Origin of the sequence: Streptomyces fodineus (assembly GCF_001735805.1) — a bacterium.
Classification (GTDB): domain Bacteria; phylum Actinomycetota; class Actinomycetes; order Streptomycetales; family Streptomycetaceae; genus Streptomyces; species Streptomyces fodineus.
Genome location: NZ_CP017248.1, coordinates 8131768 through 8146817 on the forward strand (window position 1 = coordinate 8131768; position 15050 = coordinate 8146817).

The 15050-nt window shown below is 73.0% G+C and carries 14 protein-coding genes; 7 read left to right on the forward strand and 7 right to left on the reverse strand.

The window, feature by feature from the left end; translation table 11 throughout:
- Positions 1-41: 41 nt before the first annotated feature.
- Together BFF78_RS35220 and BFF78_RS35225 are read right to left on the reverse strand one after the other, a co-directional pair.
- Positions 42-1679 (reverse strand): APC family permease, encoded by a 1638-nt coding sequence (locus BFF78_RS35220; protein WP_069782149.1) that lies wholly within the window; start codon positions 1677-1679, stop codon positions 42-44.
- A 215-nt stretch (positions 1680-1894) separates the two neighbouring features.
- Complete coding sequence (locus BFF78_RS35225; RefSeq protein ID WP_069782150.1) at positions 1895-2302, reverse strand: CoA-binding protein; 408 nt, start codon at positions 2300-2302, stop codon at positions 1895-1897.
- A 154-nt stretch (positions 2303-2456) separates the two neighbouring features.
- Between BFF78_RS35225 and BFF78_RS35230 the strand changes: the two genes are divergently transcribed.
- From BFF78_RS35230 to BFF78_RS35250, 5 genes are all read left to right on the forward strand, one after another.
- A complete protein-coding gene (locus BFF78_RS35230; RefSeq protein ID WP_069783996.1) occupies positions 2457-3287 on the forward strand; it encodes a hypothetical protein in 831 nt (276 codons plus the stop codon).
- Positions 3284-3826 carry a SixA phosphatase family protein gene (locus BFF78_RS35235; protein WP_069782151.1) on the forward strand — a complete coding sequence of 181 codons (543 nt, stop codon included), beginning with the start codon at positions 3284-3286 and terminating at the stop codon, positions 3824-3826. The genes BFF78_RS35230 and BFF78_RS35235 overlap by 4 nt, the downstream gene beginning before the upstream one ends.
- A gap of 142 nt (positions 3827-3968) precedes the next feature.
- Positions 3969-4595: a YigZ family protein gene (locus BFF78_RS35240; RefSeq protein ID WP_069782152.1), complete on the forward strand. Its 627-nt coding sequence runs from the start codon at positions 3969-3971 to the stop codon at positions 4593-4595.
- 102 nt (positions 4596-4697) lie between these two features.
- Positions 4698-5861 (forward strand): exonuclease SbcCD subunit D, encoded by a 1164-nt coding sequence (locus BFF78_RS35245; protein WP_069782153.1) that lies wholly within the window; start codon positions 4698-4700, stop codon positions 5859-5861.
- Positions 5858-8848 (forward strand): AAA family ATPase, encoded by a 2991-nt coding sequence (locus BFF78_RS35250; RefSeq protein ID WP_069782154.1) that lies wholly within the window; start codon positions 5858-5860, stop codon positions 8846-8848. The genes BFF78_RS35245 and BFF78_RS35250 overlap by 4 nt, the downstream gene beginning before the upstream one ends.
- Positions 8849-9338: 490 nt before the next feature.
- Here BFF78_RS35250 and BFF78_RS35255 read toward each other — a convergent pair whose 3' ends face one another.
- Positions 9339-9785 (reverse strand): Lrp/AsnC family transcriptional regulator, encoded by a 447-nt coding sequence (locus BFF78_RS35255; protein WP_069782155.1) that lies wholly within the window; start codon positions 9783-9785, stop codon positions 9339-9341.
- Between the two features lie 94 nt (positions 9786-9879).
- Between BFF78_RS35255 and BFF78_RS35260 the strand changes: the two genes are divergently transcribed.
- Together BFF78_RS35260 and BFF78_RS35265 are read left to right on the forward strand one after the other, a co-directional pair.
- Complete coding sequence (locus BFF78_RS35260; protein ID WP_069782156.1) at positions 9880-10356, forward strand: rhodanese-like domain-containing protein; 477 nt, start codon at positions 9880-9882, stop codon at positions 10354-10356.
- 26 nt (positions 10357-10382) lie between these two features.
- Positions 10383-10901, forward strand: a complete 519-nt coding sequence (locus BFF78_RS35265; protein WP_069782157.1) for an immunity 21 family protein — start codon at positions 10383-10385, stop codon at positions 10899-10901.
- 4 nt (positions 10902-10905) lie between these two features.
- Here the strand turns inward: BFF78_RS35265 and BFF78_RS35270 are convergent, their stop codons facing one another.
- The 4 genes from BFF78_RS35270 to BFF78_RS35285 all read right to left on the reverse strand — a co-directional run bounded on the left by BFF78_RS35270 (position 10906) and on the right by BFF78_RS35285 (position 14652).
- Complete coding sequence (locus BFF78_RS35270; RefSeq protein ID WP_069782158.1) at positions 10906-12135, reverse strand: cytochrome P450; 1230 nt, start codon at positions 12133-12135, stop codon at positions 10906-10908.
- 33 nt (positions 12136-12168) lie between these two features.
- Positions 12169-13560, reverse strand: coding sequence for an NAD(P)/FAD-dependent oxidoreductase (locus tag BFF78_RS35275; protein WP_069782159.1), 1392 nt, complete (start codon positions 13558-13560; stop codon positions 12169-12171).
- The gene (locus BFF78_RS35280; RefSeq protein WP_069782160.1) at positions 13550-13795 is read right to left on the reverse strand and encodes a ferredoxin; all 246 of its coding nucleotides are present in this window, start codon (positions 13793-13795) and stop codon (positions 13550-13552) included. Before BFF78_RS35280 ends, BFF78_RS35275 begins: the two co-directional genes overlap by 11 nt.
- 179 nt (positions 13796-13974) lie before the next feature.
- Positions 13975-14652 carry a hypothetical protein gene (locus tag BFF78_RS35285; RefSeq protein WP_069782161.1) on the reverse strand — a complete coding sequence of 226 codons (678 nt, stop codon included), beginning with the start codon at positions 14650-14652 and terminating at the stop codon, positions 13975-13977.
- Positions 14653-15050 lie beyond the last annotated feature (398 nt).

A 15050-nucleotide genomic window follows, 5' to 3' on the forward strand; every position in this document is an offset into this window, starting at 1 on the left:
GTCGGCCGTACGGCCGACGGGACACCGGGGGAGAAGCAGGGTCAGTGCGCCGGGGCGTCGGTGACGACGACCTCTTCGATGTCCTGCTCGATCTGCTCGGGCTTGGAGGCGGTCGCCTTGGCCCAGTAGTAGATGCCGAGCGAGAACACCGCGACGACCAGGATGTCCCACCACAGCGGCAGGTCACCGTTACCGCCGAAGGTGCTCAGGTAGGAGATCACGCCGATGCCCGCCAGGTAGGGGAGCAGCCACTGCGCGGCCTTGAAGTCCAGCCGCGGCGCGTTGGGCAGTTCCTTGCGGATCGCGTACCAGGCGTAGGAGCCGAGCAGCACGTAGCCGATCAGGATCGCGAAGCCCAGGCGCCACAGGGTGTCCCAGCCGGACCAGAAGATGATCAGGTTGGCGACCACGAACGACAGCGGCGAGATGAACTTGCCGAAGGGCAGCTTGTACGGACGCTCGTGGTTCGGCAGCCGGTCCGAGAAGACGCCGTAGGCCAGCGGGGCACCCGCGTACATCAGCACGCTCGCCGAGGTGATGAAGCCGACCAGCGTCTGCCAGCTCGGGAACGGGGCGAAGCAGACCACACCGGTCACGAACGACATCGCCAGGCCGAACCACGGCACACCGCGCGAGTCGGTCTTGGCGAAGACCTTCGGCGCGTAGCCGTTCTTGGCCAGGCCGTAGGAGATACGGGACGTGGCGGTGGTGTAGATCAGGCCGGTGCCGCCGGGGGAGATGATCGCGTCGGCGTACAGGACCCAGGCCAGCCAGCCCAGGCCGACCAGCGAGGCGAGACCCGCCCAGGGGCCGCTGATGCCGGCGTAGGCCAGGTTCGCCCAGCCCTTGGCGAAGGAGGCGTGCGGCAGGGCGGCGATGAACACGACCTGGAGCAGGACGTAGATCGTGGCGCCGATGGCGACCGAACCGAGCGTCGCGCGCGGCAGGTCACGCTTGGGGTTGCGGCTCTCGCCGGCCAGCTGGATGGCCTGCTCGAAGCCGAGGAGCGCGAAGATGATGCCGCTGGAGCTGATCGCGGTGAGGACACCCTTGGCGCCGAACGGGGCGAAGCCCTCGGAGGTGAAGTTGGCCGGGTGGAAGTTGCCGATCGCGATGATGAAGATCGCCGCGAGCGGGACCGCGATCTTCCACCAGGTGGCGGCGCTGTTGGTGTGCGCCAGGACACGGACGCCGAGGAAGTTCACCGCGACGAACACCGCCATGAGCAGGACGGCGACGACGATGCCGCTGGTCGTGAGCGTGCCGTTGGCGTTCTGCAGGCCGTCGGCGAAGTGCCAGTGCTTGGCATAGCCGATCATGGCCTCGACCTCGATCGGGGCCACCGTCGCGGCCTGCAGCCACGAGAACCAGCCGAAGGACATACCGGCCAGACCGCCGAAGGCGTAGTGCGGGTAGCGGGCGGTGCCACCCGCGACCGGGAACATGCCGCCGAGTTCGGCGTGCACGAGGGCGAGCAGCACGATGGCGACCGCACCGATCACCCACGAGATGATCGCCGCGGGTCCGGCGGCGACGACCGCCTTCTCGGCACCGAAGAGCCAACCGGAGCCGATGATGGAGCCCACCGAGGCCCACATCAGACCGATGAGTCCGACGTCGCGGCGCAGACCACCGGTGTCGCTTGTGGCTACCGGCGCAGCCTGGTCGACATTCGCCATGTCAAGGTGCCTCTCAGATCGTAAACGCAGGATTAATGAGCAAGGAGGCCACAGGCTAGGGAGGATTTCCGAGTGAGCAAAAGAGTGTTAACCAAATTTTGACCTGGGATCTTAGGTGTCTTGGGCGCACCCACGGTCACGCCCTTGTCACAGCTCAGACCCCTAGTCGGAATGTCAATATTCAGCGGCGAATTGTGAGTAGAAGGAAAGATTCGCTAGCTGAGGCGGGGAATTTCGATCGCCGGGCAACGGTCCATGACCATGGCCAGGCCGGCCGCCTGGGTCCGCCCGTAGGCCGCCTCGTCCACGACGCCGAGCTGGAACCACACCGCCCGCGCGCCCCTGTCCACGGCCTCGTCGGCCACCGTACCGGCCAGTTCGCTGTTGACGAAGACGTCCACCACGTCGACTTCGAAGGGGATGTCCGCGAGGGAGGCGTACCCCTGCTCGCCGTGCACCGTCTCGGCCCTGGGGTGCACCGGCACGATCCGCTTGCCGAACCGCTGGAGCGTCTGGGCCACCCCGTACGCGGCCCGGCTCCGGTTGGTCGACAGACCGACCACCGCCCAGGTGTCGCCCAGCTCGGTCAGGATCCTGCGGATCGTCGCTTCGTCGCCGTACACGGCGGCCTCCTCGGGGCTGCGGGAAACTGTTCCTCGGGGCAACAGCAGACCGAGGGGTCCGGATTCCCGTCCCGCCACCCCGCCACCCCGCCACCACGTCCGGAAATGACACAAGATGCCTGCGTACGACCGTCCACCCGCCTACGCTCGCCCCGTGCTGCACATCCTCGACGCCCGAACCGGTGAGCCCGTCCCCGCCGCGCCGACCCGCCGCGGCCTGACCCGCATCGAAGCGCACGCCTGCGGCCTCGACCCGACGGCCCTGCGGGTGCTGCTCACCGCAGACCTCCTGGTCCGCGCCCTGGAGCTGACCGGCACCCCCGTCTGGACGGCCCTCACCGCCCCCCACGGTCACGCCGAACTCCGCACCGCCGCGACCACCCTCGCCATCCGACCCTTCGAGGACGCCCGCGACCTCGCGTCGGGGCTGGGGGAGGCCCAGGCGATCCATGTGACCGCCGAGCAGGTGGATGCCTACGGCGGCGGGCCGGTGATGTGGGTTGCGCCGGTGGAGTGGACGGGGGCGGCGTCGGGCGGGCCGGCGGCCGGGACGGCCTCGGGCGGGGTGCCGGACGAGGCGGGGGTGCCGGACGAGTGGGCGGTGCCGGGCCGGGGCGGGCTGTCCGGCGGGGGTGCCCTGCTCGCCGACCCCGCTGCCCTTCGGCTCGCCCTGCTCTCCGTCCCGCGCAGCGAACCCGTCCGGCTGGACCGCGCGGTGCTGGAGGAGGCCGCCGGGCGGCTGGCCGGGTGGCGGCGGGCCGTGGCCGGGTGGGCGCGGCAGCCCTCGCGGCCGGTACCCGAGGGGGTGCGGGGGCGGCTGCGCTCCGCATGGGAGGACGACCTCGACCTGCCCGGAGTGCTGGACGTGCTGCGGGCCGTGGAGAGCGCCCCGGACCTGCCCGACGGAGCCCGCTTCGAGACGTACGTCTACGCCGACCGCCTGCTGGCCCTCGACCTGGCCCGCGACCTCGGGAGCCTCGCATGATCACGCGGGCGGGCGCGGGCCCGCTGCGCCGGCTGGTGGTGCTGCGGCACGCCAAGTCCGCCTGGCCCGAGGGCGTCGAGGACCACCGCAGGCCGCTGGCGAGGCGCGGCCTGCGCGACGCCCCGGCCGCCGGACGCGCCCTCGCCGAGGCCGACTGCCTGCCCGACCTCGCCCTGTGCTCCCCGGCCGTGCGCGCCCGCCGCACCTGGGAGCTGGCCTCCGCCGAGTGGGGCACCCCGCCGCCGGTGCGGTACGACCGGCGGCTGTACGCGGCCGGCGTACCCGAGCTGCTGGAGGTGGTGCGGGAGACACCGCCCGAGGTGGAGACGCTGCTGCTGGTCGGCCACAATCCGGGGCTCGAGGAACTGGTCCTGGAGGTGGCGCGGGACGGTCTCGACGACACGCTGGACCGGGTGCGGACCAAGTTCCCGACAGCCGCGATCGCCGTCCTCTCCTGGCGCGGCACCGGCTGGCCCGCCCTCGGCCCGGGCGGGGCGCTGCTGACGTCGTTCACGGTGCCGCGGGGCCGGAAGGAGTAGCCCTCCGAAGGGGCGCGGGGCTGTATCGACGTGCGGCTCCGCCGCGCGGGCGTGACCAGCCGCAGCGGCGCCGCACGCGAACGACGGCCGATCGCGGCACCGCCCGTCCTGGCGCGCCCGGCGGAGCGCATAGGCTGACGGGATGCAGGACGAGTACCGCACAGTCGCCCACGCGGGCGTGCACGAGATCGAGATCAACCGCTCCCGCTTCCTGTGCGCACTCGCCCCGGCCGCCACCGAGCAGGAGGCGCAGGACTTCATCGCCTCCGTGCGCAAGGAGCACGCCGACGCCACCCACAACTGCTGGGCGTACGTCATCGGCGCCGACGCCTCGGTGCAGAAGGCCAGCGACGACGGCGAACCGGGCGGCACCGCCGGCGTCCCCATGCTCCAGATGCTGCTGCGCCGTGAGATGCGTTACGTCGTCGCGGTCGTCACCCGGTACTACGGAGGCGTCAAGCTCGGCGCCGGCGGACTCATCCGCGCCTACGGCGGCGCCGTCGGCGAGACTCTCGACACCCTCGGCACGCTCACCCGCCGCCGCTTCCGGCTCGCCACGGTGACCGTGGACCACCAGCGCGCGGGCAAGGTCCAGAACGACCTGCGCGCCACCGGACGCACGGTGCGGGACGTCCGCTACGGCGAGGCGGTCACCATCGAGATCGGGCTGCCGGACGCGGACGTGGACGCCTTCCGCGCGTGGCTCGCCGATGCGACGGCGGGCACGGCGGGTTTCGACCTGGGCGGCGAGGCCTACGGAGATGCCTGACGCCTCAATTCGGCCGAGCATCGCCAAAGTTGACCGGCCGTGCCGGGTCGATACGGGAGTAACCGCCCGTGATGTCAGACCCGGCCGTTAGTCTCGGGGATCATGAGACTCCTGCACACGTCCGACTGGCATCTCGGCCGGGCCTTCCACCGGGCGAACATGCTCGGGGCCCAGGCCGAGTTCATCGGCCACCTCGTCACCACCGTGCGCGAACGCGCGGTGGACGCGGTGGTCGTGGCGGGCGATGTGTACGACCGCGCGGTGCCCCCGCTCGCCGCGGTCGAGCTGTTCGACGACGCCCTGCACCGCCTCGCCGACCTCGGCGTGCCCACGGTGATGATCTCCGGCAACCACGACTCGGCCCGCCGCCTCGGCGTCGGCGCCGGACTCATCGGTCGCGCGGGCATCCACCTGCGCACCGAGCCGTCCGCCGTCGGCACCCCGGTGGTGCTGGCGGACAGCCACGGCGATGTCGCCTTCTACGGCCTGCCGTACCTCGAACCCGCCCTGGTGAAGGACGAGTTCGCGGTGGAGAAGACCGGTCACGAGGCCGTGCTCGGCGCCGCCATGGACCGCGTCCGCGCCGACCTCGCCACGCGCGCGCCCGGCACCCGCTCGGTCGTCCTCGCCCACGCCTTCGTCACCGGCGGCCAGGCCAGCGACAGCGAGCGGGACATCACCGTCGGCGGGGTGGCCGCCGTGCCGGCCGCGGTCTTCGACGGCGTCGACTATGTGGCGCTCGGCCATCTGCACGGCTGCCAGACCCTCACCGAGCGCGTGCGCTACTCGGGCTCCCCGCTCGCGTACTCCTTCTCCGAGGCCGACCACCGCAAGAGCATGTGGCTGGTCGACCTCGGTGCCGACGGCGCGGTCTCAGCCGAGCGCGTCGACTGCCCGGTGCCGCGCCCGCTGGCCCGCATCAAGGGCACGCTGGACGACCTCCTCGCCGATTCCGCGCTGGCCCGGCACGAGGACGCCTGGGTCGAGGCCACCCTCACCGACGCGGTCCGCCCCGCCGAACCCATGGCCCGGCTCACCGAGCGCTTCCCGCACACCCTCAGCCTCGTCTTCGCCCCCGAGCGCGCCCCGGACGACCCCCGGGTGTCGTACGCCCGGCGCCTGGCGGGCCGCAGCGACCAGCAGATCGCCCAGGACTTCGTCGCCCATGTGCGCGGCGCCGGGCCCGACGAGCGGGAGGCGGCCGTCCTGCGCGAGGCGTTCGACGCCGTGCGCGCCGACGCCGCCGTACGGGAGGTGGCCCGGTGAGGCTGCACCGGCTCGACATCACCGCCTTCGGGCCCTTCGGCGGCTCCCAGAGCGTCGACTTCGACGCCCTGTCCGCCGCCGGGCTGTTCCTGCTGCACGGCCCGACGGGCGCCGGCAAGACCTCCGTCCTGGACGCCGTCTGCTACGCCCTGTACGGCACCGTCCCCGGCGCCCGGCAGAACGGCCAGGGCATGCACCTGCGCAGCGACCACGCCGAGCCGCGCACCCGCACCGAGGTCCGCCTGGACCTCACCGTCGCCGGCCGCCGACTGCAGATCACCCGGCAGCCGCCCTGGGAGCGGCGCAAACTGCGCGGCACCGGCACGACCGTCGACAAGGCCCAGACCTGGCTGCGCGAGTACGACGGCACGGCCGGCGCCTGGAAGGACCGCAGCCGTTCCCACCAGGAGATCGGCGAGGAGATCACCCAGCTGCTCGGCATGAGCCGTGAGCAGTTCTGCCAGGTCGTGCTGCTGCCCCAGGGCGACTTCGCCCGCTTCCTGCGCGCCGACGCGGAAGCCCGCGGCCGGCTGCTGGGCCGGCTCTTCGACACCCAGCGGTTCGCCGACGTCGAGAAGCGCCTCGCCGAACGCCGCCGCGCCACCGAGGCACGCGTACGGGAAGGCGACGCGGCCCTGCTCGCCGACGCCCACCGCATGCAGCAGGAGGCCGGCGACGCCATGGAGCTGCCGGAGCTGGCCCCCGGCGATCCCGGCCTGGCCGACGCCGTCCTCGGCGCCGCCGCCGTCGCCCGCGCCACCGCCCGCGAACGTCTCGCCGTCGCCCACTGCCGCCTCGCCGCCGCCGAGTCCGCCCACACCGAGACCCGGCGCGCCCTGGAGGACGTACGTGAACTCGCCCGGTTGCAGGGCCGGTTCGCGCAGGCCCGGCAGCGCGCCGAGCGGCTCCAGGAGGGGGCGGTGGCCCACCGCGAGGCCCAGCGGCGCATGGAGCGGGCCCGCAAGGCGGAGGCGGTCGCGCCCGCGCTGGAGCTGCGGCAGGCGGCCGAGGAGGAGCACCGCAGGTCGGCCGCGGCCGAGGCACGCGCGCGTGGCCTGCTCCCCGAGTCCTACGCCGACGCGGGCGCGGGTGGACTCGCCTCCGCGGCCCGCCGGGCCACCGAGGAACTGGGCGGTCTGGACGCGGCCCGGCGCGCCGAGCGGCGGCTCGCCGAGGTCGCCGAGGAGCGGTCCCGGCTCGACCGCCAGGAGCATGCCGACGAGGACGTGCTCCGCGAGGCCGACGCCTGGCTCGACGGCTGGGACGCCACCCGCGCCGCGCTGCAGTCCCGCGTCGACGCCGCCCAGGAGGCCGCCACCCGCGCCGAACAGCTCGCCGTCCAGCGGGAACCGATGGGCAACCGGCTCACCGCGGCCCGCACCCGGGACGCGCTGGCCGCGGACCTGGAAGACGCGCAGCGCCGGGCGCTCGCTTCCGAACAGCGTGCCCTCGACGCCCGCGCCCACTGGCTCGACCTCAAGGAACAGCGCCTGAACGGCATCGCCGCCGAGCTGGCCGCCCACCTCACCGACGGCGAGCCCTGCGTCGTCTGCGGAGCCACCGAACACCCGGCGCCGGCCCGCAAGGTCGCCGGACACGTCGACCGCGACACCGAGGACCGCGCCCTCGCCGCCCACCAGCGCGCCGAGGAGCAGCACACCGAGGACGAGCGGCGGCTCGGCGTCGTCCGCGAGGCCCTGGCCGCCGCCACCGCCGAGGCCGGCGACACGCCCACCGCACAACTCGAGGCGGCCGCCGCCGAGTTGGAGCAGGAGTACGCCCGCGCCCGCCGCGACGCCACCGCGCTGCACCCCGCCCACGAGGAGCTGCGGCGCGCCGAGCACGAGCGCGAACAGCGCCTCGCCGACAGCCGCCAGGCCGCCGTACGGGCCGCCTCCCGGCTCACCCGGCGCGAGACCCTGGAGCGTGAACAGCACCAGCTGGAGACCGAGTTGACCAAGGCGCGCGGCGGCTTCGGCAGCGTGGCCGCCCGTGCCGCGCAGCTGGAACGGCAGGTGGCCCTGCTCACCGACGCCGCCGACGCCGCGCGCACCGCCGACGACACCGCCCAGCGCCTGAAGGACGCCGACGCCCGCCTCGCCGACGCCGCCTACCGCGCCGGTTTCGACACTCCGCAGGCCGCGGCCGAAGCCCTTCTGGACGCGGCGGCCCACCGCGAGCTGCAGCACCGCCTGGACGCCCGGCAGACGGAGGAGGCCGCCGTACGCGCGCTGCTGGCGGAGGCCGACACCGCGGCCGCCGCGCAGCGCCCGCCCGCCGACCCGGCCACGGCCGAGCGCGCGGCGGCCATGGCCGAACACCGGCTGCGCGAGGCGGCGTCCGCGCGGGACGCGGCGGCCCGCTGCTGCGCCGAGCTGGACCGCCTCTCCGCGCGCGCCACCGAGGCCGTACGGCGCCTGGCCCCGCTCCGCGAGGAGTACGACCGGGTCGCCCGCCTCGCCGCGCTCACCGCGGGCACCTCCGCCGACAACGAACGCAAGATGCGCCTGGAGTCGTATGTGCTGGCGGCCCGCCTGGAGCAGGTCGCCGCCGCCGCGACCGCGCGGCTGCAGCGCATGTCGTCGGGCCGCTACACCCTCGTCCACTCCGACGACCGCACCGGCCGCGGCCGCAGCGGGCTCGGGCTGCACGTGGTCGACGCCTGGACCGGACGTGAACGCGACACCGCCACCCTGTCCGGCGGCGAGACCTTCTTCGCCTCCCTCGCCCTCGCCCTCGGCCTCGCGGACGTCGTCACCGACGAGGCCGGCGGGGTCCGCCTCGACACGTTGTTCATCGACGAGGGCTTCGGCAGCCTCGACGACCAGACCCTCGACGAGGTCCTCGACGTCCTCGACTCCCTGCGCGAACGCGACCGCAGCGTGGGCATCGTCAGCCATGTCGCGGACCTGCGCCGCCGCATCCATGCCCAACTGGAGGTGGTGAAGGGCAGATCGGGGTCGGTGCTGCGGCAGCGGGGGGTCTGACGGCTCGTGAACCGTCATTTGCCCGCCGGCACATCGCCGCCGGTCGCGGGCTCCGAAACGCGCCACGCGCTGGGCTACGACCGCGTCCAGCCGGCCTGGCTCACACGGACGTGACCAGCTTGCTGTGGAAGAGGGCCGGTCCAACCGTGACGATCGAGGCGATGCTCCCGGTCTCCGCGCGTCCCAGCCATACGATGGTTCCTCCGCCGGTCGGGAACGTCACGAGGTCGGCTTCGTGAGCCTCGTCGCTCGCCCGCTCGTACGACTCGCCCAGAGACTCGGTGGCCCGGAATGCTTCCTGCTTGCCCGCGTCGCAGTCGAGCCAGAACGCGCGGAACGGCTCGGTCAGTGACGGCCAGGCGGTGGCGTCACCCGGTCCTCCGTCACCTCGACGACGTGGACGGGTCTCGCCGGATCCTCGGCATGCGTGCCCACCTCCGCCCCCAAAGTGGACACCGCCTCCAGATACCGGTGCCTGCGGCCGACCCGGTCAGCGGCCGAGGGCGCGGCGGGGCAGCGGAGAGGAGTAGACGACGCTGGTGGTCACCGAGCCCAGCGCGCCGATCTTCCCGGAGATCTCCTCCAGATGGGACATGGACCGGGCGGTGACCTTGATGACGAAGCAGTCGTCGCCCGTCACATGGTGCGCCTCCAGGATCTCGGGGGTTGCGGCCACCAGGTCGTGAAACGGCTTGTAGTTGCCGTTCGGGTAGCGCAACCGCACGAAGGCCAGGATCGGCAGCCCGAGCCGCTCGGGGTCGACGACCGCCGCGTACCCCTGGATCACGCCGGCCTCCTCCAGCCGCCGTACCCGCTCGGTGACGGCACTCGGCGACATGGAGACGGCGCGCGCCAACTCGGCGTAGCTGGCCCGGCCCTCCCGCTGGAGGACCTCGAGAATGCGCCAGTCGGTGGCGTCCGGGGAATACGCGGTCATCCCGGATGGATAGCAGGGAATTCCCGGCCTGGGCAAGGCAGACGCCGTGGATTCTCACTTCATGGGCGCGGTCGGAAATCATAGATTTCCAGTCATGATCACGAACACCACCGAGAACCCCGTCCTGCGTATCGCCCCCGCCGCCCCCGCCGAGGCCGCCGCCTACTTCCGGGCCGGCCTGGCCTTCCACGCCGACGTCTCCGACGTGGCCGCCGCGCTCGCGGCAGGCGGCGACTGCGGCTTCGTCGTCGTGGACTCCCGCTCCACCGAGTCCTGGGACCAGGGCCACCTCCCCGGCGCCGTCCACCTGCCCACCGCGCTCATCCCCGAGCAGGCCGAGCAGCTCCTGGACAAGTCCGTGCCGGTGGTGACGTACTGCTGGGGCCCCGGCTGCAACGGCGCCACCCGCGCCGCGCTCGCCCTCGCCGAACTCGGCTACCGGGTCAAGGAGATGCTCGGCGGCTTCGAGTACTGGGCGCGCGAGGGCTTCGCCTACGAGACCTGGCAGGGGCGTGCACAGCGCGACGCCGACCAGCTGACCGCGCCCGTCGAAGGCGACTGCGGCTGCTGAACGATCCCCGTGTAGGTTCTCTGCCCATGGCTCGATACGCGGAACCTGGCGCGCTGGAGTGGGTGGAATCGGGCGGTGGCCCGCTGATAGCCGTCCCGGAGACGGTGCTGCCGTTCTGGGCGGGCGCCGACAGCGAGGAACTCGACACGGACTACGACCGGGCGTGCGAGGTCGATGGTTACGTCGGCCTGCTGCCCGTCGGCGACAGCGCGGCCCTCGTGTTCGGCGACGAACCCGCCTCCACCTCGTACCTGCCGGACCACGCCACCTTCGTACGGTGGTCCGCCGCGCACTCCGAGGGGGAACTGCTCGCCACCGTCCCCGCCGCCCTGGACGCGGCGGTGTGGGGGAGCGAGGTGCACTGGCGGGTGCCCGGGCCGGTGCTGCTGTTCGACTCGGCCTGGCCGGGCCGGGCGGCCGACCGCGCCGAGCACCTCCGGGTGCCCCTGGAGGCGGGCACATACGCGGTGCGGGCCGCCTATGTGCAGCCGGGTCCGGAGACCTGGGTGGGGCTGGTACGGCTCAGAAGGATCGCCGCCCCCTGAGCCCTCAGGGATTCAGGCCGTCGAAGTCGACGTTCAGGTGCCTGGGACCGCGCAGCACCGCGTTCGGCCGGTACGGCGGCGGATCCTCGACCAGTCGGGGATTCTCCAGCCGCCGGGCCAGTTCGGACAGCGCGATCTGGGCCTCCAGCCGGGCGAGCGGGGCGCCGAAGCAGCTGTGGATGCCGCTGCCGAAGCCGAGGTGCTGGAGGTCCTCGCGGTCCGGGTCGAAGCGGTCGGGGTCCTTGAACCGCTCCGGGTCCCGGTTCCCCGCGGCCAGCACCAGCCAGATGCGCGAGCCCTTGGGAATGGTGACCCCGCGCACCTCGATGTCGGTGATACAGGTGCGCTGCGGCAGGAGCTGCACCGGCGGCTCGTAGCGCAGCAGCTCCTCCACGATCTTCACCGACAGGATCGGATCCTGCCGCAGCCGCTGGAGATACTCCGGGTGGCGCAGCAGGGTCAGCATGCCGTTGGTGATCAGGTTGACGGTCGTCTCATGCCCGGCGATCAGCAGCAGCACGGCGGTGGTGAGCACCTCCATGGTGGTCATGGCGCCGTCCGGGCCGCGGCTGTTCACCAGGTCGGAGAGCATGTCGTCGCGCGGCTCCTTGACGCGCTGCTCCACCAGCCCGTTCAGGTACATGCCGAGCTGCAGCCGTGCCTCCTGTGCGACCCGCTCGGACTCGGCGCTCGTGCGGGTGTCCGGGTCCAGTCCGGCCACGATCGGGTCGACCCAGGCCCGGAAGCGGGGCTCGTCCTCGCGGGGCACGCCGAGCAGCCGGCAGATCACCGTCACCGGGAACGGGTAGGCGCAACCGTCGACCACGTCGATCTGCCGTGCGTCCCCGAACCCGTCGATCAAGTCGGTGACGATCTGCGCGAGTTCGCCCCGCATGGAGTCGATACGGGTGGGCCGGTGCGGGGGACCGAAGGAGCTGTTGGCGATCCGCCGCAGACGGTCGTGTTCCGGCGGGTCGAGCCGGATGAAGCTCGGCGGCAGCCCCGTCGTCTCCGGTTCGGACAGCTCGTCGTCGCCCGTGGCGGTCATCTTGGCCGCGTCGGAACTGATCCGCGGGTCGTGGAGCAGGGCCTCGATGTCGTAGTAGGAGCTGATGACATAGGGGCCGTCCGCCTCGTGGAGCACCGGTGTCCTGCGGAGCTCCTCGTAGAGCGGGTACGGGTTGGCGCGGTTCGCGAAGTCGGTGATCTGGCGCAACAGCGAGGCTTGCGGCATGACAGGTCCTTGGAGCGTCGGGCCGGGCGGCGGTCAGTGGCGGGCGGGGTGGAAGACCAGCTGCTGGTCGGCGGGTGAGTAACCGCTGAGGGTCACCATCGGGCCGTGACTCGGCAGGGACGGGTCCGGGAAGTCGGCATCCACCGGCTGCCGGCCCTCGGGACGCCGGTCCGTCGTCGGGAACTCCACCGGGAACGGCGCACCCCGCTCGATCTGCCGCTGGTAGAACTCCAGCCACCGCGTGTTGTCGAAGCTCACGGCGGCCACCATCCGGCCCTGGTAGCCGTAGACACCGACGAACCGGCGCTCGGCCGGCGAACCCTGCGTGATCATGAGCTGCTCGCCCATCGGGGGCACGCCGACCGACTTGATGTTCACGCCGAACATCGAGGACCAGAAGGCGGGCATCCACAGATGCGGGCGCCGGTCGGCACCGTGGCAGATCATGTTGTGCGCCGCCGTCTGCGCCTGCGCGACGGCGTTGCCCCAGTGCTCCAGCGAGAGGAACTGGTAGCCGAACAGCGCGTGCGGGGACCGCGCGACATCACCCGCGACGAAGACGTCATCGGTGACGATGCCCCGGAAGTCGAAGGCCCGGCAGCCCGCGTCGCAGGCGATGCCCCGGGGCCCCGCGCCCAGTCCCGACCCGGCCAGCCACTCGGTGTTGCGCAGCGAGCCCAGCGAGACGACCACGACATCCGCCTCGACGACGCTCTCGTCCGACAGGTGGACGGCCCGCACCCGGCCCACCGCGTCACCCTCCAGACCGGTCACCGTGACATGGGTGCGCAGATCCACGCCGTTCTCGAGCTGCAGGTCCGAGGCCACCGCACCGATCACCCCGCCCAGGGCGCCCACCAGCGGGGCGCCGGCGCGCTCCGCCACGGTGACCGGAAGACCCATCTCCCGGCAGGCCGACGCGACCTCCGAACCGGCGAACCCGGCGCCGATGACGAACACCCGGCGCGGCCCGGCCTTCAGCCGCCGGTACAGATCGACCGCGTCGTCACGGGTGCGCAGCAGGCAGACGCCGTCCAGGCGGGCCTCCTCCTCCTTGAACCAGGGCCGGGCGCGGACACCGGTCGCGATGAGCAGCCGGTCGTACTCCACCTCGTCCCCGTCGGCGAGCCGCACCCGCTTGGCCGCCAGGTCGAGACCGGTCGCCGCGACACCGAGCCGCCACTTGGCGTCGATCTCCCTGCGGTGCGGCAGCTCGGTGTGGTGCGGGGACGCCATTCCCAGCAGGACCGCCTTGGACAGCGGTGGCCGGTCGTACGGCTCGTACGGCTCGTCCCCGATCAGGGTCAGCTCACCCGCGAAGCCCTCGGCGCGCAGGGTCTCGGCGGCCCGCAGGCCCGCCAGCGAGGCGCCGACGATCACGATCCGGCCCTCGCGCCTGAGCCATCCCATGTAGTCAGCGGGCATCGGACGCCCCCTGGGCGGATCCGGTGTGCCGCTCACCCGTGCTGTCCAGTCCGTCCGCCGTGATGGCCTGCACCGGGCACGCCGCGACGGCGCGGGCGAGCCGTTCGCGCTGCTCCTCGGGCGCGTGGGGGTTGTAGATCAGGGACTCCTCGCCGTGCATGGCGAAGACGTCCGGCGCGAGGAACGCGCACTGGGCGTACCCCTGACACTTGTTGAGATCGACGACGAGGCGCATCGATGCTCCGCCCTTCCGCTGGCCAGGTCCGGTGCGCGCCTGCCGTTGCGCGCGGCATTCCCGGACGGCGGTCATGTCCCGTTTGCCAGCATGAGCGCGGCGGCGCGGCACCGCCCGCCGAGAGCCCCATTCGGGCTGCCGGCCGGTCCCGGTGCACGGGCGGCGACGTGATCCGTCCGTCACGCATCCGCCGCGGTACGGGGCCGGGCGCGACCGCTCGCCCGGAGGATGTACGCGCTGAGCACCAGCGACCAGGCGGGGAAGACGAGTTCCACCCAGGGCACGCTGGCCGCGACGAACAGCAGGGTGAAGGTGGTGAGGAAGCCCAGGACCGTCAGCGGGCGGGGCAGGATCCCGAGCCGGTGGCCGATCACCGACATCGAGCACGCGAACACGGCGGCCATCCGCGTGGCGTACTCCGTCATCAGCGTGTACGCGAGATGGCGGCCGAAGTCCCAGGAGGACGGCGACGGCGCCATGCCGGCGGGGTGCGCGAGGTCGAGGACGGCACTGGCCGCGGCGGTGGCGCCGAACAGTGTGGCGGTGAAGACGAGTCCGCTGCCGAGGAAGACGGTGGCGAGGAACCGGTCTTCGCTCTCACCGATGTGCGCCCGTACGGCGCCGACGAACCAGAGGAAGAAGATGCCGGCGAACGGCACGAGCGAGAGGGCGGTGCGCACCACGTCATGGCGCGCGGAGTTCGTGAATCCTCCCGCGTTGACAGCGCCGGTACCCTCAGGAACGCCCAGCCGCAACAGAACGATCGCCGCCGCCAGCAGCAGCGCGAAGACCACTCCGGCCAGTCCGGCGGCCCGCGGCGTCTCCAGCACCCGCTGCCCCGGCCCCTGCTGCCGCATGCCGCCCCGCCTCCTCCACATCGCCTCCGCCACCAGCTAGCCGCCGCCCGGCCACTCACGCCACCGGGGGCGTCCGGACGGCCGACCACCGCCCGCGTGACGGTCACGCACGAGCGGCCAAGCCACCCGAGGCCCCCACCGACCGACCGGCCTCCGGCCTCCGGGGCGCGCTCCCACCGGGAGCCGGGACAGCACCCGGCCCCCCGTGCGCCCTGCGGGACGATTGCCTACGGCGGGGCGGCGTGCGGTCGTACTCCGAGGCGGGGCCGTGTGCGCTCGGACCCGGAGCCGTGTCGATCCGGCCTTCCCACCGCCGGCCCCCCGAGTCGCTGGTGCCCTGGGTCGGCCAGGGGGCGGCGCGTGCTTAGGATCCGGCCCTCGTATGGTCGCGCCGGAGC

Coding starts and splice junctions, on each gene's coding strand:
- BFF78_RS35220 (WP_069782149.1), bottom strand. CDS start 1,679: ATGGCGAATGTCGACCAGGCTGCGCCGGTAGCCACAAGCGACACCGGT.
- BFF78_RS35235 (WP_069782151.1), top strand. CDS start 3,284: ATGATCACGCGGGCGGGCGCGGGCCCGCTGCGCCGGCTGGTGGTGCTG.
- BFF78_RS35240 (WP_069782152.1), top strand. CDS start 3,969: ATGCAGGACGAGTACCGCACAGTCGCCCACGCGGGCGTGCACGAGATC.
- BFF78_RS35245 (WP_069782153.1), top strand. CDS start 4,698: ATGAGACTCCTGCACACGTCCGACTGGCATCTCGGCCGGGCCTTCCAC.
- BFF78_RS35255 (WP_069782155.1), bottom strand. CDS start 9,785: ATGACCGCGTATTCCCCGGACGCCACCGACTGGCGCATTCTCGAGGTC.
- BFF78_RS35260 (WP_069782156.1), top strand. CDS start 9,880: ATGATCACGAACACCACCGAGAACCCCGTCCTGCGTATCGCCCCCGCC.
- BFF78_RS35265 (WP_069782157.1), top strand. CDS start 10,383: ATGGCTCGATACGCGGAACCTGGCGCGCTGGAGTGGGTGGAATCGGGC.
- BFF78_RS35270 (WP_069782158.1), bottom strand. CDS start 12,135: ATGCCGCAAGCCTCGCTGTTGCGCCAGATCACCGACTTCGCGAACCGC.
- BFF78_RS35275 (WP_069782159.1), bottom strand. CDS start 13,560: ATGCCCGCTGACTACATGGGATGGCTCAGGCGCGAGGGCCGGATCGTG.
- BFF78_RS35280 (WP_069782160.1), bottom strand. CDS start 13,795: ATGCGCCTCGTCGTCGATCTCAACAAGTGTCAGGGGTACGCCCAGTGC.
- BFF78_RS35285 (WP_069782161.1), bottom strand. CDS start 14,652: ATGCGGCAGCAGGGGCCGGGGCAGCGGGTGCTGGAGACGCCGCGGGCC.